We start from the raw sequence: 24,322 nt of genomic DNA on the forward strand, positions 1-24,322 counted from the left end.
GGAGCCGGGCATGACACTTGAAACGTTGTTTTCGACTGCCAATCTCGCCGCCCTCGCCGGTTGGGCCGTGCTTGCGGCGGGCATTGTCCTCAACAATGGCGCGCTGCGCGATCTTGCTGCCGGGCGGATCGTCCCCGGCCTCCTTGCCGTGGTCTATACCGGGCTCATCCTCCTCTTCTGGCCGGGCTCCGATGGCGGCTTCGGCAGCCTCGGTGATGTCGCCCGCCTGTTCGCCAATCCCTGGCTGCTGCTCGCCGGCTGGGTGCATTATCTCGCTTTCGACCTGGCGATCGGGGCCATGATCGCGCGCAAGGCTTTTGACGAAGGCCTGCCGCGCCTCGTCCTCGTGCCCATCCTGCCGCTGACCTTCCTTTTCGGCCCCATCGGCTGGCTCGTCTTCGAAGCGGTGCGCGTCATCGCGCCGAGGCTTCGTTCCAAAGCAACCGCCTAGGAGTTCGCCATGACCGCAACAGTTTCGAGCGCCAGCCGGCACGCTTTGCCGCAAATCATGCGCCACGCCGGCAGCGGTTCGCCGCTCTTGTGGCGCTCGGCGCTTGTCTTCCTTTTCCTGTTCATCGTCCTCTATGCCGGCACCTTCATCGACGGTCGCCTCTTCAACGGCGTCAGCGTATGGGAGAAGCCGGCCAAGTTCTTCCTGTCCCTCAGCCTGCAGATGGCGACCATCGCCTTCGGCCTGGCGCTGTTGCCGGAAAGAGAGCGCCGGGCACCCGCCATAAAAGCCGCAAGCCTGATCTTCCTCGCCGCCGCCATCGGCGAGATGATCTACATCGCCTTCCGGGCGGCGCGCGGCGAGGCATCGCATTTCAACGAAACGACGACGCTCAACTGGCTTCTCTATCTGCTGATGGGGCTGGGGGCTGCGACACTCGCCGTCACGACCAGCTATTTCGGCTGGCGCATCCTCAGGCGGGCGCCCGCTTCGGCACTCTCCTTCGCGACGGGATGGGGATTCATCCTCGCAGGCGTGCTTGCCCTCATCTTCGGTGGCTATATGAGCGGACAAGGCAGCCATTGGGTCGGCGGCGACCAGAGCGATGCCACGGGCCTTCCCTTCCTCCACTGGTCGACCACGGGCGGCGATCTCAGGGTTGCGCATTTCTTCGGGCTCCATGTGATGCAGGCCCTGCCGGTCTTGGGCTTCCTGTTGCGCGACCTCCCGGCGCTGCAGACCCGCAGCCTCATCTGGCTGGCGGCTGTCGTCTGGATCGGGCTGACTTTCGCGGTCTTTTTCCAGGCTCTCGCCGGAAGGCCGTTCGTCGCCTTCTGACGACAGCCATGGCTCATCGCGGGTCAACCATCTGATTTTGCAAATGCTTTGAGCCCCTCAAAAGCACCTCCCGGAAAATTTCCGACGCGCCTCTTGACGAAGGATGCGTTTTGTAACACGCTTTACTAAAGCGATTTACAAAACCACTTCAGGGAGCCGTCCGGGATCAGATGAGCCGCAAAGCCACCATTGGCGATGTCGCGAAACAGGCGCAGGTCTCGCCGACCGCCGTCTCGCGCTGGCTCAATGGCGGACTGGAACTGCCGGAAGCGACCAGTGCCCGCATCCGCGCCGCGGTGAAGGCGCTCGACTACCAGCCGCATGCCCAGGCGCGCCGCCTGTCGAAAGGCAAGGCCGAGGCCATCGGCATCGTGGTGCCTGACATTTCCAACGCCTTCTTCGCGCTGCTTGCCGGCGAAGCCGAACGCCTCGCCGTCGCTTCCGGCTATGACACGGTGATCTGGTCGTCGCGCAACCGCATCGAGCGCGAGCTCGCCTGTTTCGACCGCCTGCGCGCCGGCTATATTGACGGTCTCCTCCTCATCACCAATCACGAAGATGACGGCAGGCTCGCCGAGCGCATCAAGGCGATGCCGGGCCGCGTCGTCATCATCGATGAGGATGTGGTGGGCGGCGTTGCGCCGGCTTTCTTCGTCGAGAACGAGTTCGGCGGCTATGAGGCGACGCGCCATCTCATCGACCACGGCCATCGCCGCATCGCCCATATCGGCGGACCCAGAGGCGTCATGAGCGCCCATGAGCGGGCACTTGGCTGGCGCCGCGCGCTGGCCGAGATCGGCGTCACCCCCGAGCCCCAATGGCATGTCTTCACCGAATATGAAGTCGAGCCTGCCACCCGCGACGCGGTCCAGCTTTTCGCCATCGATCCCCTCCCCACCGCGATCTTCGCCGGCAGCGATGCCGTGGCGCTCGGCGTCATGACCCAGGCGCGCCGCCACAATGTCGCGATCCCGCAGGATATCTCTTTGGTCGGCTTCGACGGCATGCCGATCAATGACCTTCTGGGCCCGCCGCTGACCTCGATCGCGCAGCCGATCGATGATCTGGGCCGGCGCGGCGCCGAACGCCTGCTTGCCATGATCAATGGCGCTCCTTTCGAGCCCCTCCGCACCAGACTGCCGGTGGAGCTCGTCAGGCGCGGCTCGGTTGCCGCACCACGCGTTGAGAAAGCTCCGGGGTGATGCCCCGCACGAAATCGATGAGCCGGGGCCGTTGCCCTGGCGTCGAACACAGGGAGACTGAAACATGAGTATGACACGCAGAAAAATAATGCTGTCGGTTGCGGGCGCCGCCCTGGCGCTCTCGCTCGGAACGGCCCAGGCGCAGGAAAAGACCATCGCACTGGTGCAGATCAACCAGCAGGCGCTGTTCTTCACCCAGATGAATGAGGGCGCCCAGAAGGCGGCCGATGCGGCGGGCGTCAAGCTCGTCATCTTCAACGCCAATAACGATCCGGCAGCGCAGAACAACGCCATCGAGACCTATATCCAGGAGAAGGTGGCGGGCATCGTCGTCGTCGCCATCGACACCAATGGCATCATGCCGGCGGTCAATGCCGCGGCCGCGGCGGGCATTCCCGTCACCGCGGTCGATGCAGTCCTTCCCGCCGGTCCGCAGAAGGCGCAGGTTGGCGTCGACAATGAAGGCGCCGGCAAGGCCATGGGCGAGTTCTTCAACAAATACGTGACCGACAGCATGGGCGGCAAGGCCAAGCTCGGCATTGTCGGCGCGCTCAACTCGACCATCCAGAATATCCGCCAGAAGGGCTTCGAGGATGTGGTGAAGGGAAACTCGGGCGTCACGACGGCGGGCGTCGTCGATGGCCGCAACGTGCAGGACTCAGCCCTTGCCGCCGCCGAAAGCCTGATCACCGCCAATCCCGATCTCAATGCGATCTATGCGACAGGCGAGCCGGCTCTGCTTGGCGCGGTTGCCGCGGTCGAGAGCCAGGGCAAGCAAAGCCAGATCAAGGTGTTCGGCTGGGACCTGACCGCCCAGGCGATCAAGGGCATCGATGCCGGCTATGTGGTCGGCGTGGTGCAGCAGGATCCGGCCGGCATGGGCGGCGCCGCCGTCGACGCGCTGGTCAAGGTGACCAAGGGCGAGAGTGTGGAGGCCACCATTCCGGTGCCGATCACCATCGTCACCAAGGACAATGTCGAGCCCTATCGCTCCGTCTTCAAATGACCGGCATTCAGGCATCGGGGGCGGCGCAAGCCGCCCCTCATCCCCGCATCGCGCTGTCGGGCATCAGGAAGCGCTTCGGCAGCGTCGAGGCGATCAGGGGCGTCGACCTCGCCCTCTATCCCGGCGAATGTGTCGGCCTGGTCGGCGACAATGCCGCCGGCAAGTCGACTCTCACCAAGATCATTTCCGGCACCTATGTGCCCGATGAAGGATCGATCGCCATCAATGGCGAAACCGTGCGCTTCGCGACGCCGGCCGATGCGCGCAAGCACCATATCGAGATGGTCTATCAGGACCTGTCTCTGTGTGACACGATCGATGTCGCCGGCAACCTTTTCCTCGGCCGCGAGCCGTTGAGCGGCCCCTTCCTCGACCGCAAGGCGATGCGCGAGGGTGCGCGCGCCATGCTGGAACGGCTCGAGATCAAGATCCCCAATCTCGACGCGCTGGTGGCGCAGCTTTCGGGCGGCCAGCGCCAGTCGATCGCCATTGCGCGCGCCGCCGCCTTCGATCCGCATGTGCTCATCATGGACGAGCCGACCTCGGCGCTGGCGGTGAAGGAAGTCGAAGCGGTGCTTTCCCTCATCAACCGCGTCAAAGCCAAGGGCGTCACCGTGGTGCTCATCACCCACCGCCTGCAGGACCTGTTCAATGTCTGCGACCGCATCGTCGTCATGTATGAAGGATTGAAAGTGGCCGAGCGCAGCATCGCCGAAACCGACCTCACCGACCTCGTCAGCCTGATCGTCGGCAAGGGCCATGGCACGGGAGGCAAGGCATGAGCGGCGCCTATTCCTCGAGGCCCCAGGGCTCGCGCTTGGCCGACCTGCTCGGCAGCCATGCCCAGCTTCTCTCGATCGCCGGCTTCTTCCTCATCATGGTGGTGATCTTCTCGATCGCGAGCCCGGTCTTCCTGTCGGCCGGCAATATTCTCAATCTGGTGCGCCAGACGGCGCCGATCCTGATCGTCGCCACCGCCATGACCTTCGTCATCACCACCGGCGGCATCGATCTCTCGGTCGGCTCGGTCGTCGCCCTCATCAACGCCTCGGCCGCCATTCTTCTCCAGGCCGGCATGCCCTGGCCGCTTGCCGTCATCGGTCTCATCCTGCTCGGGGCCGCGCTCGGCGCCACGCAAGGCTGGTTCATCGCCTATCAAGGCATCCAGGCCTTCATCGTGACGCTTGCCGGGCTCTCCGCCTTGCGCGGCATAGCCCTTCTGATGACCGAGGGCTTCTCCATCCCGATCTCGACCGATCTCGGCTTCGTCAGCATCGGGCGCGGCTGGTTCCTGGGCGTGCCGGCGCCGACCTGGCTCGCCTTGATCGTCGCGGTCCTGGGCTTCGTCATCTTCTGGGGCACGCGCTTCGGGCGCTATGTCACCGCCATCGGCGCCAACCAGGAGGCGGCGCGCCGCTCCGGCATCGCGACCAAGCGCATCATCCTGTGGGTCTATGTGCTGACCGGCGTCGCCTCGGCGGTTGCCGGCATCGTCATCGCGGCACGCCTCGGCTCCGGCAGCTCCAATGCGGCGGTCGGCTTCGAGCTCGAGGTCATCGCCGCCGTTGTTCTGGGCGGCACCTCGCTGATGGGCGGACGCGGCTCGATCTTCGGTACCGTGCTCGGCGCTCTCACCATCGGGGTGATCGGCAACGGGCTTATCCTCGCCCATGTGTCGCCCTTCTTCACCCAGATCGTGACCGGTGCCATCATCCTGCTGGCGGTGTGGCTCAATGCGCAGGTGTTCTCGCGCCTGGCCAGCAGCTCGAAACGGGCAAATTGAGGAATATGCCATGACGGAATTGTCTGAGGCCCATATCGGCTCCGGCCTGGTGATGACGGTCAACGGGCCGATCCCCACATCAGAGATGGGCGTCACCTTGATGCATGAGCATCTCGTCAATGACTGCCGCTGCTGGTGGAACCCGCCCAAGGAGCCGGAACGCGCGCATCTCGGCAGCGAGCCCGTCCATGCCGGCATATTGGGCGAGCTTCGCATGGATCCCTTCGTCAACTGGCATAATTGCGCGCTCGACGATCACCGGCTCACCATTGCCGAGCTGGCGCCGCTCAAGAAGGCGGGCGGGCGGACAATTGTCGATCCGACCTGCCGCGGCATCGGCCGCTCGCCCCATAAGCTGCGCGATATCTCCGCCGGATCAGGCCTCCAGATCGTGATGGGCTCGGGCTACTACCTGAAGGCCTCGCATCCGCCCGGGCTCAAGCGCATGAGCAAGAAAGACGTCGCCGATGAGATCGTGCGCGATGCGCTCGATGGTGTCGACGGCACGGACGCCAGGATCGGCCTCATTGGCGAGATCGGCGTGTCGGGCGACTTCACCTCCGAGGAGGAGAAATCGCTGCGCGGGGCGGCTGAGGCGCAGGCGCGCACGAAGCTGCCGATCATGGTGCATCTGCCGGCCTGGTTCCGCCATGGCGGGCGCGTGCTCGACATCATCGCCGAGGAAGGTGGCGATCTATCGCACACCATCCTCTGCCACATGAACCCCTCCGGCTTGGATGTCGACTATCAGACGTCTTGCGCCAGGCGCGGCGCCTTCATCGAATATGACATGATCGGCATGGATTACTGGTATGCCGACCAGCAGGTGCAGTGCCCGTCGGACGAGGACAATGCGCGCGCCATCAAGCGGCTCATCGACATGGGCTTCCTCGAGCGCCTCCTGCTGTCACAGGATGTCTTCATCAAGATGATGCTCACCCACTATGGCGGCTTCGGCTATGCCTATGTCGTCACCCATTTCGCCGAAAGGCTGCGGCGCCATGGCGTGAGCGACCAGCAGATCTCGACCATGCTCATCGACAATCCGCGGCGCGTCTTCAGCGCCTGACAACCATCTCATCTACCAGGAGGCCACATTGACCAAGAAGAATGTACTGCTCGTCGGCGAAAGCTGGGTGAGTGCTGCCAACCACTACAAGGGCTGGGACACGTTTTCGAGCGTCACCTTCCATCTGGGCGCCGAGCCCCTGGTCGCGGCGCTGAAGGACAGCGATTTCAACCTCACCTACATGCCGGCGCATGAGGCATCCGAGCGCCTACCCTTCACCATGGACGGGCTCGCCAAATATGAAGCGATCATCATTTCCGATGTCGGCGCCAACACGCTGCTCCTGCCGCCCGATGTGTGGCTCGCCGGCAAGACGGTGCCCAACCGCCTGAAGCTCATCCGCGACTGGACGCATCAGGGCGGCGGCCTGATGATGATCGGCGGCTATTTCTCCTTCCAGGGCATTGACGGGCGCGCCCGCTGGCGGCGCACGCCGGTCGAGGATGCCCTGCCGGTCACGTGCCTGCCCTATGACGACCGTGTCGAAGCGCCGGAGGGCATCATTGCCGAAGTGCTGAAGCCCGATCATCCGATCGTCGCCGGATTGCCCAAGCCGTGGCCGGCTCTGCTCGGCGTCAATGAAGTGACGCCGAAGAAAGGGTCCGAGATCATTGCCCGCCTGCCCGACGACCAGGGCGGGCATCCGCTGCTGGTGACCGGCACGCATGGCAAGGGCCGCAGTCTGGCCTGGACCTCCGATATCGGGCCGCACTGGCTGCCGACCAGCTTCGTCAACTGGCCGGGTTACGCCAAATTGTGGCGCCAGTCGCTCGCCTGGCTCACCGGCAAATAACGCGCTTGGCCCGCACGTCACCAAAGGTCGTGGTGGTCGGCAATGCCTGCCTCGATGTCGTCTATCATCTGGACAGCTTGCCGAAACCCGGCGAGACATTGATCGCGCAAAAGGTCGAGACCGATCTCGGCGGCAAGGGCCTCAATCAGGCCATCGCCGCGGAGCGTGCGGGTGCGGACGTGCAGCTGATCGCCGTCATCGGCCGTGATGCAGCGGCGGAACGGATCAAAGTCGCGCTTGCCAGCGAAAGCATGGCGGGAAGCGGCCTCATCGTGCATGAGGGCGCAAGCGATTCATCGCTGCTCCTGATCGAGCCTGAGGGCGAGAATGTCATCATCAGCAATACCGGCCAGGCGCTGTCATTGATGCCGGCGGAGATCACACTTTCCAGTGCCGATCTCCTGCTGCTCCAGGGCAATCTGAGCGAGGAGACGACCCTCCACGCCATGGACATGGCCCGGCAGGCAGGCATGCGGGTGGCGCTCAACCCCTCGCCCTTCCAGCACTGGTTCAGGGACTTGCCGCAGGTCGATCTCATCATCGCCAATCAGGTCGAAGCCGATGCGCTCAAGGAAAATGCGGCGCGGCTCAAAGTGGTGACGCTCGGCGATAGGGGCTGTCTTGTGAAACAAAGCGGCGCCGACATCCATATTGCTGCGCCGAAGGTGCGCGCGATGTCTGCCGCCGGCGCGGGAGATGTCTTTGCCGGCACCTTCATCGCCGAATGGCTCACGACCGGCGATGCCGGGAAGGCCGCCCGGCTTGCCGTCCTCGCCGCCAGCGACAAGACGACCCGCCATGGCACGCTCTCGGCCTTTCCCGACAGATCGGCGATCGCAGGCTTTCGCCGTCATGTCGCTTCATCCTGAAAGACCGCTCATGGCAGATGCCTCCACCCTCCTCTCTTCCTCGGCCGTGCGCAGCGCCGCCCATCGCATGCTGGAAGACGGCCTTGCCGGAAAACTCGATCACTGGACGGTCGATCCCGATCAACTGCCCAAGGTCGCCCGCTTCGTCGTCCAGGTGACACGGGAGAATTACCCCACGCTGAAAGTACCCTTCCATTCGCGCTGGCGCCATTTCGAGGCGGGCGGCATCGGTCGCTGGGAAGACGCCATCAGACGGCGTAAATGGGCAGCGGCAGCCGACCAGGCGCGTGCCGCCTTCGATCTCGCCATCGTCTCGGTGCTGCTCGATGCGGGAAGCGGCGGACGCTGGTCCTTCACCGAACCCGGGACGGCCAGGAGCTTTGCTTCCTCGGAAGGCCTTGGCGTCGCAAGCTTCCATTTGGTCGCCCGCGGTGCGTTGTCCAATGATCTTTCCGATCCATGGCGTGTCGACGCGGAACGCCTCGTTCGCTTCACGGAGAGTGATCTCGAAGAGGCTTTCCAGGTCAGTGGCACAAATCCTCTCGCCGGCATCGAAGGCCGGGTGACTTTGCTCAACCGGCTCGGTGAAGCCTGCCTGGCCAGGCCTTCCATCTTCGCGCTTAAGGATACTGCGCGGCCTGGCGGTCTTGCCGACAGCCTCGCTTGCGTATCGAATGGGAAAATCGCAGCACCCGATATCCTGCGCGCACTCCTCGACAATCTGGGCACGATCTGGCCGAGCCGCCTCACTATTGGCGGCGCACCGCTCGGCGATACCTGGCTCTATGAGCGCTGGAAGCGGCCGGTGGAACCGTTATCCGACCTTGTCCCCTTCCACAAGCTCTCGCAATGGCTGACCTATTCGCTGATCGAGCCTCTGAGCGCGCGTGGCCTCGACGTCACCCAGCTCGATGAGCTGACGGGCCTCGCCGAATACCGCAACGGTGGGCTGTTCATCGACATGGACGTGCTGCGCCTGCGCGAGGCGGCGCAAGCAGAACGGCTCCATGACGTGGCTTCACCTCTCATCGTCGAATGGCGGGCGCTCACCATTGCATTGCTCGACAGGCTCGTGCCGCTGGTACGCCAGGAGCTGGGCGTCGGCCCTGAGCAATTCCCCATCACCTCGATGCTGGAAGGCGGAAGCTGGGCGGCGGGAAGGCGCATCGCGCGCGAGCTCAGGCAGGATGGATCGCCACCGCTCAAAATCGCCACTGACGGGACGACATTCTGAGCAGGTTTAGCCCCCTCACAAGTCCAGGGCTTGCGGCAGTATGACGAGATCGCGGATCGCAACATTGGCGGGCCTCGTCAGCATAAACACTGCAGCCTCGGCGACATCTTCCGAGCGGAGACCTGATCGATCCGCGACCTTCTTGTCGATCTCGGCCGGGTCATGAAATCCCCAAAGCTCATTGAGCACCGTTCCCGGCGCCAGCGCGCCGACGCGAATGTTATCCGGAATGAGCTGGCGCCTGAGCCCATGCACGAAAGCATTCACGGCGTGTTTCGAGGCGCTGTAGACAGGCTCGAAATGCAGCGCCTGATAGGCAGAGATCGAGCTGGTCACGATAATGTCGCCGCTCTTGCGCTTCTGCATATGCGGCAGGACGGCGCGGATCGCCCGGAACACCGAGTTCACATTGAGCATCAGGAGATTGTCCCATTCGTCGGGCTCGCCTTCGGCAACCTTGCCGTGGATATAGACACCGGCATTCGCGAACAGCACGTCGATCCCGCCAAGCCGGACAATGCTCTCGGCGACCATCCGATCGACATCGGCCGGCACGGTGAGATCGGCCGCGATCGCGACGGCACCACCGCCAAGCTCAGCGGCAAGCGCATCAAGCTTGTCTTGCGAACGGGCGCTTAGCGCCACCCGCATGCCTTCGCGGGCGAAAGCCCGGGCAGCAGCGCGGCCGATGCCCGAACTCGCCCCCGTCACCAGGACGCTCTTCCCCTGCAGCGATTGCGACAAAATCGTCCTCCTTCTGGAAACAGGGACAGTAAGCAGATGCGCGGATCAATGGCCGGTCGGATCGCCGGAAGAATTGTTCTCACCCTCGAGATAGTGATTGCGCTCGATCGGCCAGATTGCGGAAACGGTCTCGCCGACCTTGCGTGGGCTGGCAAAGTATTCGCCGTCGCTCAGATAGACGAGGAACTCGTCCTTCTGGCAGGTCTTGAGCGCCACTTTGACGAAGGTCCCCTGATATTCGATGTTGCGGATCTCGCCCTTGATGGCGTTGTCGGACCTGCCCTTGCCGCTCGCCAGCTTGGCCCCGTCGCGGCGCACCGCGAAGGCGACCTTCTGGCCCTTGGCGAGCGCCAGCGCCGAATCGAGCTTGTATTTGTTGTCGGCCTCGTCGGTGACCGCGAAACCGTCCTTGCCCTTCGTCCCGACGGTGCCGAAGATCACATTCTGCCCGCCCATGAAGCGCGCCACATAGGGGCTGTGCGGCTGGTCGTAGATCTCGCGCGGATGGCCCGATTGCTCGACGACGCCGTGATCCATGATGATCACCTGGTCGGCGAGCGCGATCGCTTCCGGCTGGGTGTGGGTCACGTGAACGAAGGTGATGCCGAGCTCGGTCTGCAGCCGCTTGAGCTCGCTCCTCATGCGCAGGCGCAGGAACTCATCAAGCGCCGACAGGGGCTCGTCGAGCAGCAGCACCTGCGGGTTGGTGACCAGCGCACGCGCCAGGGCGACGCGCTGCTGCTGGCCGCCCGAGAGCTGCGCCGGCACCCGCTCGGCCAGATGCGAAAGCTGCACCCGCTTCAGCATGTTCATCGCCTGGTCGCGGCGCTGGGCCGTGCCCTGGCCCTGCACTTTCAGGCTGAAGGCCACATTGTCGAGGACGGAGAGATGCGGAAACAGGGCATAGTTCTGGAACATGAGCGCGGTGCCGCGGCTGCCGGTCGGCACGTCGGTGACATCCTCGCCGCCGATCAGTATGCGCCCCGATGTCGGCGTCTCATGGCCGGCGATCATGCGCAGCAAGGTGGTCTTGCCGCAGCCCGAAGGTCCCAGCATGCAGCAATAGGAACCTGCCGGGATCGACAGATCGACATCCTTCACCGCCAGCAGGGAACCGAAGGCCTTGCTGATCTTCTCGATCCTGATTTCACCCTTGGCACTCATCACGCTCGACCCGGACCCTTTCAAGAAGTTGCCATGCGCTTGCTGCGCCGGCGCTGGACGATGGCGATCGCCGAGAAGGCGACGGCGATCACGACGAGGCTGATGACCGTGGTGATCGTGCCGATGGCATAGAGCGCCGGCGTGGTGACGCTGGATGTCATATTGGCGACCTCCAGCGGCAGCGTATTGCGGGTGCCGAGCGTCAGGAGCGAGCGCGGGAATTCGTCATAGGACAGAGTGAAGCCGAACAGCGCCACGGCGATGAGGCCAGGGAACAGGATCGGCAAGGTCACATAACGCAGGATCTGCGACGGCGTGGCGCCGGCATCGCGCGCCGCCTCCTCCCAGGAGCTGTCGAAGCGGTTGAGCACGGCGAACATAATGAGAAGGCCGAAAGGCAGCGTCCAGGACAGATGGGCGCCGAGGCCCGAGATCATCCAGTGCAGGGGCATGCCCGAGAGCTGGAACATCTGGCCGATGCCGAAGCTCAAGAGGAGCCCGGGAATGACGAGGCTGACGATCGCCAGATAGAAGATCGGCCCCGATCCCCAGAAGCGCTTGCGGAAAGCCAGACCGGCAAAGAAGCAGATGACCGCCGTCAGGGCCAGAGCGGCGATCGCCATGATCATGGAACGGCGGAAAGCCCCGCCCAGGTCGCCATAGCGCGTGCTGGTGAAAAGATCGCCGAACCAATGGGTCGAGGCATCGCGCAAGGGGAAGGTCATGCTGCCCTGCACGCCCTGGAAGGACAGGATGAAGATCGACAGCATCGGGCCATACAGAAACAGGATGAAGAGCCCGAAGAAGCCGGCCAGGAGGTAGAAGGAAGTTTTTCGCTTGGGGGATGAGGACTGCATCAGGGCACCTAGCGGGCCAGCTCGGCGCGCACGTCGACGATGCGCAGGATGACGACGATGGGCACCAGCACCGCGATGATGAGGAAGACCGCCATGGCGGCGGCGTCGGGATAATAGAGCTGGTCGATATTGTTCTTCATCGCAGCGGCGATATTGGAGCTCTGGCCGCCGCCCATCACCCGAATGACGAAGAAATCGCCCATCACGAGGGTCACGACGAAAACCGAGCCCAGCGCGATGCCGGTCCGGGTCAAGGGGATGATGATGTCCTTCAGGATCATGAAGGGCGAGGCGCCGGCATCGACTGCCGCCTCGATGACCGACGGGCTGATCTTGGCCATCGAATTGAAGATGGGCACCATCATGAACAAAGTGAAGAGATGGACATAGGTGAGCACCACGGCGAAATCGGAGAACAGCAGGAACTCCAGCGGCCGGTCGATGATGCCCAGCATCATCAGGAAGCTGTTGAACAGCCCCTCCTTGCCGAGAAACGGCACCCAGGAAATCATGCGGATGACATTCGATGTCCAGAAGGGAATGGTGCAGAGCAGGAAGAGCGCGATCTGCAGCTTCAGATTCTTCACATGGAAGACCAGGAAATAGCTGCAGGTGAAGCCGATCACCAAGGTGAAGAACCAGGTGAGGACGGCGAATTTCAGCGTCGCGAGCAGGAGTTTCCAGGTGAGGAAAGAGGTGAGCACGGCCTTGTAATTGTCGAAGGAAAAAGTCGGCGTCAGGCTGATGCCGTCCGACAGCCAGAAGCTCAGAGTCACGAGCACGGCGAGCGGGATGGCGACGAACAGAACCATGAGGATCGCCAAAGGCGCGACCTGAAGATAGGGAACCCAGTCTTTATTGATCATTTGTGGCGGCAACTGCCTGCAGACGAAATGGCCGGCGGTTTCCGCCGCCGGCCCCTTGGCGAATAGTTATGACGCGATGAACTCGTTCCAGCGCTGGACGAGATATTTGTCTTCATCCATGACCGTGTTCCAGCAGGCGAAATTGCCGGTACGCTCGGCATAGGAGCCGCCATCGCGGATGGCGCCCGGCTTCTCCATGAGATTGCCGAAGGGATCCTTGATCTCGACCGTCGCCGGCTTGCCCTCATACCAGTAGTCCCATTCGGCGGGCGACAGCGCAGCCTTGGTGGTCTCGAGCACCATGTTGTAATAGCCCTGGCGCGCGATGAAGGCGCCCTGCCAGCCGGACAGGTACCAGTTGAGATATTCATAGGCCGCGTCGCGCTTCAGATCGGTAAGATGGGAAGCGAGCGCCATGCCGACACCCCAGCCGCGATAGCCTTCTTTGAGCGGCTGATAGGTGCAGGGAACGCCGCGCGTCCGGACCGCGGTCACCGCCGGCGACCACATGGACTGCAGCACCACCTCGCCTGCCGTCATGAAGTTCACCGATTCATCGAAGGTCGACCAGAAGGCGCGGAACTGGCCGTCCTTCTTGGCGGCCATGAGGATCTCGATGGTCTTGTCGATCTCCTCCTTGGTCATATTGCCCTTGTCGCCATATTTGATGTCGCCGCGCGCCTCGATGGCCATGGCGGCATCCATGATGCCGATCTGCGGGATGTTGAGGATCGACGTCTTGCCCTTGAATTCGGGATTGAGCAGCTCCTTCCAGCTTTCGATCTTGCGGCCGATGAGATCGGGCCGGAGCCCCAGCGTGTCGGCATTGTAGATCGTCGGCACGCAGGTCGCGAGCTCGGTGCGCTGCGGCGCGAAGCCCTTGGCATCGGCCGCTTCGACATAGGTCACCTCGAACGGCATTGTCCCCTGCGCCGAGACAGGCTCGCCATTGGCATATTTGCCTTCCCGGAAGATCGGCTCGATCTTCTCCCAGGCCTTGATCTTCTTGACATCGATGGCCTGCAGCTTGCCCGTCGGCCACATCTTGCGCATGCCCCAGAACTCAAGATCGGCGATGTCGATCGTCTCGGGCTGGTTGACGATGCGGGTCATCAGCGCATCGGTCCAGGCATTCTGGATCTCGATCTTGAAGCCCAGGTCCTTCGAGGCCTGATTGGCGATGTCCTGGAATACGGAATAGGCCGGGCCGACCTGAAGAATGGTGACGTCTTTCAGGGCCTGCGCCCAGATCGTGGGAAAGCCGGTGATGGCGCCACTGCCCGCGGCCACGCCGCCCGCCGCAGCTTTCAGAAATGTCCGCCTGGATACACCCTTCTTCACTTTCCGAATTGCAGTCATCCTAACCTCCCGAATTTATCGTTATCAGCCAAAGCCCCATGCATTCGGCCGCCGGTGGGCGGCCAATCGGCAATATCGCAGTACTTTTTTGCCCCTTTGGCAAGCACCGTTTTGATGAGCCTCAAGTTTTGTCGGCGGCAAATTCAGTGATCGAGCGCTGAAGGCTGGACTGATCGAATCCGCGCCCGATGAAGGCCACCCGGTTGTCGAAATCGCCGCCGCCTGCCTGGGTTTCCGGCAGGATTTCGGGCGGCAGAACCGACTTCTGCACACATTGCAGCAGCACCCGCCCGGCGGGCGTGCGGACGACACCCTTGATCCTGAAGATCTCATCGCCCCTGGCATGGAGAAGAGCCGAGAGCCAGAGCGAGAAGACCTCCCAGCCCATGGCCGGATCGATCGCAATATCGGCCGCGACGACCGGCTTTTCCGACTGCCCCGCGAGCGCCGGCAATTCGAAGGCTTCTGCGCCGGCATGATCCGGCAAACGAGCGTCCTCACCTCTGATCGTGCCGGTGACCTGGGCGCCGGGATTGATCGATCTGAGTGTGGCGATGAGGCACGCGACATCGGCCTCCTCCAGCTGGTCGAGCTTGGTGATCAGCAGGCGATCGGCACTCACAAGCTGCCGGCGCACCAGCGGATCACTCTGGAGGCTCGCCCGCGCGTGAACAGCATCGACGGTCACCAGCACATCATCGATCACCATATGGTGAACCAGGACCGGATCGGCGCGAATGGCTTCGACGATGCGCGCAGGCTCGGCAAGGCCGCTGGTTTCGAGCACGATGTCCGGCGGCCGGGCCTGGTCGCAGTGCCGCCGCAGCGCGGCCAGAAACTCGGCCTGCCTGGTGCAGCAGATGCAGCCGCCCGGAATGACGATGACCCGCGCCAGATCGGCGAGCAAAGCGTCATCGATTGCGGCGGCGGCAGCTTCATTGACGATCACCACCCTGCCCCGCAAGGCGCCTTCATGCAGCTGGTGGCGCAGCCACGTGGTCTTGCCCGACCCCAGAAAGCCCGAAAGGATTTTCAGGCGTATCCGGTTCGCCGGAGTGAGGCTCATCGCGCCATGAACCGCGGATCGAGCGGATCGATCGCCTTCCCGACAAGTTTCTCGGCCGCGATCCACACCTCGCCGAGATCGCGCGCCAGAATCACCTGGCCGGTGCGGTCAGCGATCTGGATTCCGGGCGTCTGGCCATCGTCATAGGCCGACAACCCATAGTTCCGAAGAACTTCATTGAGCTTGCGGGCCCGAATGAAACGGGCCCGCAGCCGCTGATGCGCATCCGCGGCTCCCGCCTCGGACCAGTGGCCCTCGGTTGCCGGGAAGCCGCATGCGGAACACATGGCCAGGCACCCTAGATGACAGGCGGGCGCGCTTTTCCACTGAATGGATAGCGCTTGCGGAAATCATCGCAGATCTCCTCGAAGGTCTGCCATTCGACGCCGCTGTGCCTGCTGATGTATTCGATCAGGCGTTCGAGCGCCAACAGCACCTGCGGCCGGCCGCTGACATCGGGATGGATGGTGAAGGCGAAGACCGCGTAATCCATCTCGCGATAGACCCAGTCGAACTGGTCGCGCCACATCTCCTCGATATCGCGCGGATTGACGAAGCCATGGCTGTTCGGCGCCTTCTTCATGAACATCATGGGCGGCAGGTCGTCGACATACCAGTTGGCGCCGATCTCGACGAGATCGATCTCCTTGCCGTGCTTCAGGGGACGCATCCATTCCCCGGCGGTCTTGGAATAGTCGATGACATTCCATTTGTCGCCGACGCGGGCATAGAAGGGCTGGAAATCGCGATAGCCCTGGCTGTGGTCATAGGTGAAGCCGTGCTTCTGCAGGAGGGCCGCGGTCGAGGCCGACATCTCCCACCAGGGCGCCACATAGCCCTTGGGCTTCCTGCCGCTGAGATTCTTGATGATGTCGACGCAATGGACGAGGACATCCTCTTCCTGGGACGGCGTCATGGCGATGGGATTCTCGTGCAGATAGCCATGGGCGCCGATCTCATGGCCGTCCTTCACGATCTGCTCCATCTGCTTCGGGAAGGTCTCGATCGAGTGGCCGGGAATGAAGAAGCTGGTCTTCAGGCCATATTTCTTGAACAGGCGCAGCAGGCGCGGAACGCCGACCTCGCTGGCGAAGATGCCGCGCTGGATGTCGGAGGGAGAATCAGCGCCGCCATAGGATCCGATCCAGCCCGCCACCGAGTCGATGTCGGTGCCGAATGTGCATTTGATTTCCTTCTTGGCCATGTCGGCCTCCCTATGGTTTCGTTGCCGGCGTCAGGGAAGCATAGCTGCCACGTTTTCAGACGCCAATGGGCATATGCTCGGCCGAGCGCGATATCTTTCGCGGCGCGGTCAGCTCCTTCCACACAGTCAGCGCTTTGTTGACGGCCGGGAATGGCTCACGGCGCACAAATTTGCCGCGTCCGGCGCGCGGCACATTGCTGCCATCGCCCCACACGACCTCGCCGCGCGACAGCGTATAGCGGGGAAGCCCCGAGACCTTCACGCCTTCAAAGACATTGTAGTCAATGATCGATTTCTGCGTCGCCGCCGTGATCGTTTTGCTCGCTTTGGGGTCGAAGACAACGATATCGGCATCCGAGCCCGGCAGGAGCGCTCCCTTCTGCGGGTAGATATTGAGGATCCGGGCGATGTTGGTCGAGGTGACGGCCACGAATTCATTCTCGGTCAGCCGGCCGGTCAGGACACCCTTGGTCCACAGGACGGACAAGCGGTCCTCGAGACCGCCGGTGCCATTGGGGATCTTGGTGAAGTCCTTCACGCCGAACTGCTTCTGCGCGGTGGTGAAAGCGCAATGATCGGTCGCCACGACCTGCAGCGAGCCTGCGGCCAGCCCGGCCCACAGGCTGTCCTGATGCGACTTGCCGCGGAAAGGCGGGCTCATCACGCGGCGCGCCGCATGGTTCCATTCCTTGTTGAAATATTCGGTCTCATCGAGGGTGAGATGCTGCACCAGAGGCTCGCCATAGACGCGCATGCCTTTCTGCCGCGCCCGCCTGATCGCCTCATGCGCCTGCTCCGAGGAGGTGTGGACGATATAGACCGGCACGCCCGCCGCATCGGCGATCATGATGGCGCGGTTGGTCGCCTCGCCTTCGACCTCCGGCGGGCGCGAATAGGCATGCGCCTCCGGGCCCGATATGCCGAGCGCCAGGTATTTCTGCTGCAATGCCGCGATCACATCGCCATTCTCGGCATGCACCAATGGCAGGGCGCCAAGCTCGGCGCAGCGCGAGAAGGACGCGTACATCTCGTCGTCATTCACCATCAGCGCGCCCTTATAGGCCATGAAATGCTTGAAGGTGTTGACGCCGCGCCCGACCACCTTGGCCATCTCGTCGAAGTGATCTTTCGACCAGCCGGTGACGCACATATGGAAGGAATAGTCGGAAGCCGCCTGGCGCGCGGCGCGCCCTTCCCACTGATCGAGCGCCGCCAGCATGCCCTCCTTGCCCGGGATGACGAAGTCGACAACGAGCGTGGTGCCGCCGGAGAGCGCGGCAAGCGTGCCGCTTTCCCAGGTCTCCGCCGTCGTGGTCCCCATGAAGGGCATTTCGAGATGCGTATGGGGATCGATGCCGCCCGGCATGATATAGGCGCCTTCGGCATCGACAGTCTTGTCGCCCTTGAGATTGCCGCCGATGCCGGCGATCTTCTCGCCTTCGATCAGGATATCGGCTTTGTAGCTGCGGTCGGCGGCAACGACCGTGCCGCCCTTGATGACGGTAGACATGAACGCGAAGCTCCCTGAAACGGCTTTTCCGGGATCATTTGCCGCTGACAGGCTCTGGTCAAGCAGATTTCCGCCGTGCCGCTAACGCAGGCCTGCCTCGCGACTTGCGGATAAATGCGGTGAGGAGAGTCGGCACGCCTGTAGCAAAAGCTCCATTTTTCCGTGTCACGGCCAAGTCACGCCGTCCCAGCTAGTCCATCAAACAACACACGCCACACCGCGCCTCAGACGGACGGAGGGAATAGATGAACAGACTGGGCATTTCACTTTTTGCGGCCACCGTACTTTTTCAAGGCATGGTGCCGTCGATCGGCCTCGCGCATCAGTCATTTCGGGTTACGTCGCCCGAAGCGATACCCGTCGAACCCGAACCGCCGATCCTCGCCGATACGGCATCGTACAGCGATGCCGACTGCTCGATATACAAAGATATCTCCAGCGCGCAGTTCTATGCACTGCCTACAAAGCTCTCGCGAATTCCCAGTTCGCCCGACTCTCTTCTCGGTGCCGCTCTCGAAAGCGAGCGTCAAGACCATATTGTCGTCGTTCTGGTCCATGGAGTTGATCGGGAACTCCTCGATTTGTGCGTCTCGCGCTTCGCCAAAACTGCAGCCATAAGCACCACGAAAGTGTCCCTATATCCCTTCGAGATCGTCGACGTCTCGCTAATCAGCGACCCGAACGACCACTTGGTCGTCAAATTCAATTTCGCCAAGTCATACCGGCTTTCGTTCAGAAACAATCCCATGCTGATGACCATCATTCAATCTTCCGCGCGCCGGAATGTCCGTACGCTGAAGAACGCTCTCTTTCTGAAGTTCGATGCGGTAGCGGCTGTTCGACTGAGAGTCCAGAACAGCTCGGGAACTATCGAATATCGGACGCTAACCATCCCGATTACGTTGGGAAATATCGGACTTTCGTCACAGGGACTCTAACCACAGGAGGTAGGAATGCTTCTCTTTCATGAAGTTGCTCGTGCAACAAACTATATGACCGTATACAAAGATTCGGATGACCCTCGCCTATTCTACTATATCCCGCAGTTCGCTGAAATTTCGAAGCGAAACGACGGCAAGCTCGCATTCGGCGCCGTGTTTTTCGAAAAGAATCCGAATGACCCCAATGACGGATTTTCCCTGTACAATTTCGGCGTGCGCGGCGTCTATCCTTCAGCGGAGCTTGCCGCGGTCAAGAGCGAGCTCGAAGCGCAGTATGGCGGTCCTGTAGCACTTCAACCCGTTAATCCATCAGTCGCCACACCCTCCCTGCATCCGATCACCGATGGTATCTATCGCTCCATCAAATGCCAATTGAACGGCGGCAATCTGTACACCGATCTGGCGGCCTCCTTCACAGTCGACGAATCGCTTGAGCCTGAACTCTCCAAGCTCATGAAAAGCGGGGGCGTGGGATGGGCCGGATCCATCATGTACAAGGTTCTTACAAAGCGCACGGTCTTCAAATTCAAGATCGTCGCGAACTGGCACCGTGTTTTGGAGCATTTTCGCGCCCAGGTGAGCATCAAATACTGGTTCGTCAGCGCAAACCTCTCTTATGAAACACAGAAACTCATCCAAAACGGAACGATATCGATCACTGTGGATGGCGGGACCCCGTCAGAACGAGAAAAGGTGACAAGCCTTGCCGAAAAGATCGCCGGCCGCCTCTTTGTGCCGACACTTCAGGAGAATCCCATGCCGGGTCATCCTACAGGGTCCGCTCTCTGCCTGAGCGTGAACTACAGCAAAATCGAAGAGGACAAGACCGAGACCTGGACTGGCGAATATAACGACTACGAGGAAAAGGAACTCGGAATGGCGGCATATGTCCGTGATATCCCGGACGAATATTTTGTCAATTTCGACAAGGCAAAGCACTTCATCAACGATCTCGATTCTCCGGATACGCACCAACAGTATGAGAAGCCGCTTTTAGATCCGAAAAAGAAAGAAACTGCACGAACCGCCCGATCCTGAACATCATCACTTTGCGGTGTCGTCTCAGCCACCCGGGCGACACCGCGCGCGGCGAAAGGAGGAGTAATACAATGCGCCCGGCAACGAACTATGCAAGCACCTTTGATGACCTCCAAATCTTTGAGGACGTGCATAAACGATCCGTATTCTATGTCCCAGCATTCATGAGCTCGCAGCTGGGCGAACAGGAGATCGGAAACGTCAAGCATATTCTTCAAGGCACTATCGAGATCGGCATTTCGGAGTTGAAGAAGGCGGCTCTCGTTGCCCAATTTCCCAAAAGCGTCGTCGCCCCGATCGAGATCTCCGGATATCAGTTCAAGGATCCCTTTGCCAGCGGTGTTCCCGGGCATTCCGTCCGTATCCACGTCCTTTCCCAGATTCCATATCCAAAGCTGATACTCTCCGCGACCTTGGATAAGGGCGCAGCCGACTATCTTCCGGTATTGGAGCGCTTGCGCAACAGTTGGGCAGACAAGTCCATCCTGAAGGGCGCGCTTGCCATTGAAGTCCCCGCCGACAGAATACTCCTGAAATACACGATTGGGATCAATAACAATGAAATAAAGCAGATCAGAGAGGAGGAATTGGAGCAAAAGGGACTCACCGAAATTGCCCTCTGCGCATTTATCAAAAGCCTGATTGACCGTGGAGCAATAGAGGGCGCAGTTGAGTTCGGCGGGTCAACCGGCGAACGTATCCGCGATGAGCTGTCGACGAAGAAGCTCCTCTCGGGGCATTTCCTGCCCGAAGATCAACCAACGACGATGGACGATGGAACCGCGATCACCCTTTGGCGACAGTATCAGCATCGGATAGGCGCGCCGACAGAAAATTATCTGGGTGTCAAGACCACGCCGGAAACAATAAACATCGTCTTGAATTGATTCCAGCGCATCCTGCCACATTGCATTGCTGCCAGCGTTAACGATCAATCATTGTCGCTGAGACCTGCGCCCGCGCCGGCGAGACGGGAGTGCTCCGATGCCGGAACATAGGTGAGGATCGCCAGGGCATCGAATCTTTGCCACAGCTCATCGGCAATTGCAACGCCGCCGCTCTGCATTACAGGCGCCGATTCGAGCATATCCGGTGCAGGCAGCGCAGATATCGTCATACCACGTTCCATCTCATGCTCACCGAGCGTGGCCATCACATATGCCGCATCACTGCCGATCGTGATCTCACGCTCCTCCATGCGTAGTCGGAGACGGCACTGCAGACTTACCGCGATGCACGTCAGTGTGGGAGCGAGCAGATCTGGCATCGCTATCGGCGAAGCGATGTGCAGCGTGCCTTCCGCAATATCCTTGATCCGATCGGCGATCGCCGGACCAAGTACAAGCGGGCTGAGCGGAAGAGCCTCCAACGACCGGATGCCTGTGGGATCGGAGATGATGTGCACCGAGTGATCGGCCTCGTGAAGCGCTTCAAGGGAATCCACCAGCCGGCCGAGATGCTCCGGTGTCGATTGTGCCACTCGTCGCGCCATCCGCCCGACATCTTCAGCTAATCCCCAGCTGAGGCCCGCGCCGCGCGCCGCCTTGCGCAGTTCGGCGTCGATTTCATTGAGAGAATAGCCTTCGGGTTCTGCTCGTTTCGACTGAGCGATCCCCGGCGAAGCGTTACTTCTTTCTCTCTCATTCTCATACCGACGATCGAGCGGGGGAATGGCCCAGTCATCGGGCGCGATCTCACTCAATTCGTCGGGGAATGGCGCATAACGGTACAGCGCCACCCTCACCCAGCGATCGGAGCGCGGATCGAAATCCGTGGCGCCGAAGAAAGACAGCTTGCAGCGCAGGATATCGATCGGGCGCAGTTCGGCGCTGGTGAGATTGTCTCTCACCTCGGCGTAGCGCCGGCGCGCCGTCAACTGCACACGCCGGACGGCATGGCGAAATTCCGGATGCGCCGCCAGAAACGCCGCAACAGTCATGCCGGAGGGAAGATCAGCGATCACGCGATGAAGCTGCGCCACATCGCGGGCGATCGTCAGCGGCAACTCGCGCTCGGCTCCCGGCTCCTGCCAGCGCTCGCCAAGCCGCGGCTCGAGTTTTTCCTCCGATACGTACCAGAAGCGCGCTTGCGCCTCGGGCGCGGTGAAATCGATCGTAAGGGCAAAGCCATAGGCGGCCTCTATCTGAGCGCGCAATTGCGAAAGCGCCGCCGCGCCATCGATCGCGGCATCGGGTGCCTCGTCCCCGGCCATCATTTCGCTCAGATCATCGATCAGCGCACCATAGGGTTCGAGCAGCAAGGTCACGAGGAGTTCCTGCGCCTCCAGGCCAAGCTGCGCTTCGGCGAAGGCGAGCAGGCTCCTCCATGCGCCCGATGCGCCAAGGTCAGTCCTGCCGACCTCGACCACAAGGCGGTCGAGATCGAGCAGAAGCGCCCCTATTCGCTCGCCTTGCACGGCATCGTCGGTCCGCCACTCGCTCATTTGACGCCGTGCCCGGCCTAGCCTGTCGCGGAATACCGCGATTTCCAAGGCACCGGCATGCTCGATGGCCAGCACACGGCTCAATGCCGTCTCGCGCGCCTCTATCCAGCGATGAAACAACCCGGGATGATTGACGACGAAGGGCGCCATGCCGAGCCCGGTCGAATTGCCGACACCCAACCGCCGGCGCAGAGCACGATTGAGGCGAACCGCCTTGTCGGGCGATCGAAGCGCGGCCAGATGCTCGACCAGATCGGCGGTGAAGGCGCGGATCAGCCAGACGGTCAGCATCTCAGCCGCGAAGGGACCCGAAAGGCCCGGCCGGCGGGCGATCCTTTCGCGGTCGGCCAGACCGAACTTGCCGCTGCCATAGACTGCCGTCGTGCGCATCAGATAGCCCACGGCATCGAGATCGGCGGCGGCGGGTTGCCGGCCATCCGCCAATCGCGACACGACATGGTCGAACAACCGGACGCTGCGGTTGGCGCGCGCCATGACGAGCTCGCTCGCGCTGCAACGGCCGGCCTCCTGGCGCGGGACATTGCGCGACAGACGCTCGATGTCGGCCCGCGTCACGGCGCCGTCATGCAGGACAAAGGTCGCATCCCATTCCTCGGCAATCACCCGGTCGGTGCGCTTTGCCGGATCGAGATCATGGCCGAAGGCGACCAGGGAATATACCCATCCTTCGCCCTGGACTTCATAGACGGCGACGCCTTCGCCCTTGGCATCGATTTCCCACAAGACCCGCTCGATCCGCCACTGCTTGCGCACCAGGCGCCGCAGCAGCACGCGCATGAAGCTGAGGCGGGTCTGATGGAAGCTGCCCATCCTCGCCAGGCGAAGGACCTGATCGGGCGGGCGCAAGCCGGCAGCCCTGCTCACTTGCCCGGCTCTTGCGTGGAGAAGGACAGGTCGAAGAAGCGCAGCCAGTTCCCGCCCATGATCGCATCGACCTCGGCCTTGGCGAAACCGACCTTGCCGAGCCCCTCGGCGATCGTCGGGAAATCCCTGTTGCTGCGGAACCAGTCGGGCTGCGGCGGGAAGACGACCGGATTGCCGGGATCGGCCGGCTCTTTCGTCCAGCTGCCACGGCGCATCCACTGGACGACCGCGTCCGGCTGGTTCTGGCACAGATCCGATCCGAGCCCCAGGTTTCCGACACCCGTCAGTTCGGCGGTCCGCGCCACCATGGCGCAGAACTCCGCCAGCGTGCAGGCGCTGCCATCCTTCAAATGATGCGGATAGAGGCTGAAGCCCAGCATGCCACCCGTGCCGGCCAGCGCCTTCAGCACATCATCCGGCTTGTTGCGCACCACCGGATGCCAGCGATGCGGGTTGGCATGCGTCACGGCGATGGGCCGGCTTGACAGCTCGATCGCCTCAAGTGTCGAGCGTGGTCCCGAATGCGACATGTCGATGACCATGCCGAGACGATTCATCTCGGCAATGACCTCGCGCCCCATGCGCGTAATCCCGGCATCCACCCTTTCATAGCAGCCCGAGGCCAGGAGACTCTGGTTATTGTAGGAAAGCTGCATGAAGCGCACGCCGAGCGCATGGCAGACTTCCACCAGTCCGATGTCGTCCTCGATCGGCGAACAATTCTGCAGGCCGAAGAAGACGGCAATACGCCCTTCCGCCGCAGCGCGCCTGACATCCTCGCCGGCCCTCGCGTGAAAGATCAGATCCGTATGCGCGGCGAACAGCCCGTTCCAGCGCACGATATTGGCGACGGTCTCGCGAAAATCCTCGTGATAGGCGATCGTCACATGAATGGCGTCGACGCCACCCGCTCTGAGATCGCGGAAGATGGCTTCCGAGTAGTTGCAATATTGGAGGCCGTCGATGACGACGCTGCGGCGCACTTTTCCCATCCCAGCCCT

24 protein-coding genes are annotated in these 24,322 nt (G+C 62.0%); 13 read left to right on the forward strand and 11 right to left on the reverse strand.

Annotation, left to right across the window (positions count from 1 at the left end; genetic code table 11):
* Positions 1–10 precede the first annotated feature (10 nt).
* From DT068_RS15980 to DT068_RS16025, 10 genes are all read left to right on the forward strand, one after another.
* Positions 11–451, forward strand: a complete 441-nt coding sequence (locus tag DT068_RS15980; protein ID WP_119390860.1) for an ABA4-like family protein — start codon at positions 11–13, stop codon at positions 449–451.
* A 9-nt stretch (positions 452–460) separates the two neighbouring features.
* Positions 461–1,288, forward strand: coding sequence for a hypothetical protein (locus DT068_RS15985; RefSeq protein ID WP_162914229.1), 828 nt, complete (start codon positions 461–463; stop codon positions 1,286–1,288).
* 170 nt (positions 1,289–1,458) lie between these two features.
* Positions 1,459–2,490 carry a LacI family DNA-binding transcriptional regulator gene (locus DT068_RS15990; protein WP_119390862.1) on the forward strand — a complete coding sequence of 344 codons (1,032 nt, stop codon included), beginning with the start codon at positions 1,459–1,461 and terminating at the stop codon, positions 2,488–2,490.
* A 70-nt stretch (positions 2,491–2,560) separates the two neighbouring features.
* Positions 2,561–3,496: an ABC transporter substrate-binding protein gene (locus tag DT068_RS15995; RefSeq protein ID WP_119390863.1), complete on the forward strand. Its 936-nt coding sequence runs from the start codon at positions 2,561–2,563 to the stop codon at positions 3,494–3,496.
* Positions 3,493–4,278, forward strand: a complete 786-nt coding sequence (locus DT068_RS16000) for an ATP-binding cassette domain-containing protein (protein ID WP_119390864.1) — start codon at positions 3,493–3,495, stop codon at positions 4,276–4,278. The genes DT068_RS15995 and DT068_RS16000 overlap by 4 nt, the downstream gene beginning before the upstream one ends.
* On the forward strand, positions 4,275–5,279 hold the full coding sequence (locus DT068_RS16005) for an ABC transporter permease (RefSeq protein ID WP_119390865.1): 1,005 nt from the start codon (positions 4,275–4,277) through the stop codon (positions 5,277–5,279). The genes DT068_RS16000 and DT068_RS16005 overlap by 4 nt, the downstream gene beginning before the upstream one ends.
* Positions 5,275–6,348 carry a phosphotriesterase family protein gene (locus DT068_RS16010; protein ID WP_438816441.1) on the forward strand — a complete coding sequence of 358 codons (1,074 nt, stop codon included), beginning with the start codon at positions 5,275–5,277 and terminating at the stop codon, positions 6,346–6,348. Before DT068_RS16005 ends, DT068_RS16010 begins: the two co-directional genes overlap by 5 nt.
* A 28-nt stretch (positions 6,349–6,376) precedes the next feature.
* The gene (locus DT068_RS16015) at positions 6,377–7,141 is read left to right on the forward strand and encodes a glutamine amidotransferase (RefSeq protein WP_119390867.1); all 765 of its coding nucleotides are present in this window, start codon (positions 6,377–6,379) and stop codon (positions 7,139–7,141) included.
* Positions 7,142–7,146: 5 nt separating this feature from the next.
* Positions 7,147–8,010, forward strand: coding sequence for a PfkB family carbohydrate kinase (locus DT068_RS16020; RefSeq protein WP_162914230.1), 864 nt, complete (start codon positions 7,147–7,149; stop codon positions 8,008–8,010).
* A gap of 10 nt (positions 8,011–8,020) precedes the next feature.
* Positions 8,021–9,244, forward strand: coding sequence for a DUF1688 family protein (locus DT068_RS16025; RefSeq protein ID WP_119390869.1), 1,224 nt, complete (start codon positions 8,021–8,023; stop codon positions 9,242–9,244).
* 15 nt (positions 9,245–9,259) lie between these two features.
* On the opposite strand, the gene DT068_RS16030 is transcribed toward DT068_RS16025, so the two are convergent.
* The 9 genes from DT068_RS16030 to hydA all read right to left on the reverse strand — a co-directional run bounded on the left by DT068_RS16030 (position 9,260) and on the right by hydA (position 18,014).
* Positions 9,260–9,988 carry an SDR family oxidoreductase gene (locus tag DT068_RS16030; RefSeq protein ID WP_119390870.1) on the reverse strand — a complete coding sequence of 243 codons (729 nt, stop codon included), beginning with the start codon at positions 9,986–9,988 and terminating at the stop codon, positions 9,260–9,262.
* Positions 9,989–10,033: 45 nt separating this feature from the next.
* Positions 10,034–11,152 carry an ABC transporter ATP-binding protein gene (locus DT068_RS16035; RefSeq protein ID WP_119390871.1) on the reverse strand — a complete coding sequence of 373 codons (1,119 nt, stop codon included), beginning with the start codon at positions 11,150–11,152 and terminating at the stop codon, positions 10,034–10,036.
* A gap of 20 nt (positions 11,153–11,172) precedes the next feature.
* Positions 11,173–12,009: an ABC transporter permease gene (locus DT068_RS16040; RefSeq protein WP_119390872.1), complete on the reverse strand. Its 837-nt coding sequence runs from the start codon at positions 12,007–12,009 to the stop codon at positions 11,173–11,175.
* A gap of 8 nt (positions 12,010–12,017) precedes the next feature.
* Positions 12,018–12,875, reverse strand: coding sequence for an ABC transporter permease (locus tag DT068_RS16045; RefSeq protein WP_119390873.1), 858 nt, complete (start codon positions 12,873–12,875; stop codon positions 12,018–12,020).
* 66 nt (positions 12,876–12,941) lie between these two features.
* Positions 12,942–14,234 (reverse strand): ABC transporter substrate-binding protein, encoded by a 1,293-nt coding sequence (locus DT068_RS16050; protein ID WP_119390874.1) that lies wholly within the window; start codon positions 14,232–14,234, stop codon positions 12,942–12,944.
* 121 nt (positions 14,235–14,355) lie between these two features.
* Entirely contained in the window at positions 14,356–15,300 is a 945-nt protein-coding gene (locus tag DT068_RS16055; RefSeq protein ID WP_119390875.1) for a CobW family GTP-binding protein, read from the reverse strand.
* Entirely contained in the window at positions 15,297–15,587 is a 291-nt protein-coding gene (locus tag DT068_RS16060) for a hypothetical protein (RefSeq protein ID WP_119390876.1), read from the reverse strand. The genes DT068_RS16055 and DT068_RS16060 overlap by 4 nt, the downstream gene beginning before the upstream one ends.
* An 11-nt stretch (positions 15,588–15,598) precedes the next feature.
* A complete protein-coding gene (locus tag DT068_RS16065) occupies positions 15,599–16,504 on the reverse strand; it encodes a polysaccharide deacetylase family protein (protein ID WP_119390877.1) in 906 nt (301 codons plus the stop codon).
* Between the two features lie 55 nt (positions 16,505–16,559).
* Positions 16,560–18,014: a dihydropyrimidinase gene (gene hydA, locus DT068_RS16070; protein WP_119390878.1), complete on the reverse strand. Its 1,455-nt coding sequence runs from the start codon at positions 18,012–18,014 to the stop codon at positions 16,560–16,562.
* Positions 18,015–18,259: 245 nt separating this feature from the next.
* On the opposite strand from hydA, the gene DT068_RS16075 reads away from it, so the two are divergent.
* From DT068_RS16075 to DT068_RS16085, 3 genes are all read left to right on the forward strand, one after another.
* Positions 18,260–18,952, forward strand: a complete 693-nt coding sequence (locus tag DT068_RS16075; RefSeq protein ID WP_119390879.1) for a hypothetical protein — start codon at positions 18,260–18,262, stop codon at positions 18,950–18,952.
* A gap of 15 nt (positions 18,953–18,967) precedes the next feature.
* On the forward strand, positions 18,968–19,993 hold the full coding sequence (locus DT068_RS16080; protein ID WP_162914231.1) for a hypothetical protein: 1,026 nt from the start codon (positions 18,968–18,970) through the stop codon (positions 19,991–19,993).
* A gap of 71 nt (positions 19,994–20,064) precedes the next feature.
* A complete protein-coding gene (locus DT068_RS16085) occupies positions 20,065–20,880 on the forward strand; it encodes a hypothetical protein (RefSeq protein WP_119390881.1) in 816 nt (271 codons plus the stop codon).
* Between the two features lie 44 nt (positions 20,881–20,924).
* Here DT068_RS16085 and DT068_RS16090 read toward each other — a convergent pair whose 3' ends face one another.
* Together DT068_RS16090 and DT068_RS16095 are read right to left on the reverse strand one after the other, a co-directional pair.
* Positions 20,925–23,321: a DUF3726 domain-containing protein gene (locus DT068_RS16090; protein WP_119390882.1), complete on the reverse strand. Its 2,397-nt coding sequence runs from the start codon at positions 23,319–23,321 to the stop codon at positions 20,925–20,927.
* A complete protein-coding gene (locus DT068_RS16095; protein ID WP_368904761.1) occupies positions 23,318–24,304 on the reverse strand; it encodes a membrane dipeptidase in 987 nt (328 codons plus the stop codon). The genes DT068_RS16090 and DT068_RS16095 overlap by 4 nt, the downstream gene beginning before the upstream one ends.
* Positions 24,305–24,322 lie beyond the last annotated feature (18 nt).

Source organism: Taklimakanibacter lacteus, assembly GCA_003576695.1.
In the GTDB taxonomy this organism is placed as follows: domain Bacteria; phylum Pseudomonadota; class Alphaproteobacteria; order Rhizobiales; family Aestuariivirgaceae; genus Taklimakanibacter; species Taklimakanibacter lacteus.

Excerpts from the sequence above, each read along its gene's own strand:
- DT068_RS16060 (WP_119390876.1), bottom strand. The coding sequence starts at position 15,587 with ATGTGTTCCGCATGCGGCTTCCCGGCAACCGAGGGCCACTGGTCCGAG.
- DT068_RS16080 (WP_162914231.1), top strand. The coding sequence starts at position 18,968 with ATGCTTCTCTTTCATGAAGTTGCTCGTGCAACAAACTATATGACCGTA.
- DT068_RS16035 (WP_119390871.1), bottom strand. The coding sequence starts at position 11,152 with ATGAGTGCCAAGGGTGAAATCAGGATCGAGAAGATCAGCAAGGCCTTC.
- DT068_RS15990 (WP_119390862.1), top strand. The coding sequence starts at position 1,459 with ATGAGCCGCAAAGCCACCATTGGCGATGTCGCGAAACAGGCGCAGGTC.
- DT068_RS16000 (WP_119390864.1), top strand. The coding sequence starts at position 3,493 with ATGACCGGCATTCAGGCATCGGGGGCGGCGCAAGCCGCCCCTCATCCC.
- hydA (WP_119390878.1), bottom strand. The coding sequence starts at position 18,014 with ATGTCTACCGTCATCAAGGGCGGCACGGTCGTTGCCGCCGACCGCAGC.
- DT068_RS16045 (WP_119390873.1), bottom strand. The coding sequence starts at position 12,875 with ATGATCAATAAAGACTGGGTTCCCTATCTTCAGGTCGCGCCTTTGGCG.
- DT068_RS16040 (WP_119390872.1), bottom strand. The coding sequence starts at position 12,009 with ATGCAGTCCTCATCCCCCAAGCGAAAAACTTCCTTCTACCTCCTGGCC.
- DT068_RS15995 (WP_119390863.1), top strand. The coding sequence starts at position 2,561 with ATGACACGCAGAAAAATAATGCTGTCGGTTGCGGGCGCCGCCCTGGCG.
- DT068_RS16055 (WP_119390875.1), bottom strand. The coding sequence starts at position 15,300 with ATGAGCCTCACTCCGGCGAACCGGATACGCCTGAAAATCCTTTCGGGC.
- DT068_RS16085 (WP_119390881.1), top strand. The coding sequence starts at position 20,065 with ATGCGCCCGGCAACGAACTATGCAAGCACCTTTGATGACCTCCAAATC.
- DT068_RS16005 (WP_119390865.1), top strand. The coding sequence starts at position 4,275 with ATGAGCGGCGCCTATTCCTCGAGGCCCCAGGGCTCGCGCTTGGCCGAC.
- DT068_RS16065 (WP_119390877.1), bottom strand. The coding sequence starts at position 16,504 with ATGGCCAAGAAGGAAATCAAATGCACATTCGGCACCGACATCGACTCG.
- DT068_RS15985 (WP_162914229.1), top strand. The coding sequence starts at position 461 with ATGACCGCAACAGTTTCGAGCGCCAGCCGGCACGCTTTGCCGCAAATC.
- DT068_RS16050 (WP_119390874.1), bottom strand. The coding sequence starts at position 14,234 with ATGACTGCAATTCGGAAAGTGAAGAAGGGTGTATCCAGGCGGACATTT.
- DT068_RS15980 (WP_119390860.1), top strand. The coding sequence starts at position 11 with ATGACACTTGAAACGTTGTTTTCGACTGCCAATCTCGCCGCCCTCGCC.
- DT068_RS16025 (WP_119390869.1), top strand. The coding sequence starts at position 8,021 with ATGGCAGATGCCTCCACCCTCCTCTCTTCCTCGGCCGTGCGCAGCGCC.
- DT068_RS16075 (WP_119390879.1), top strand. The coding sequence starts at position 18,260 with ATGAACAGACTGGGCATTTCACTTTTTGCGGCCACCGTACTTTTTCAA.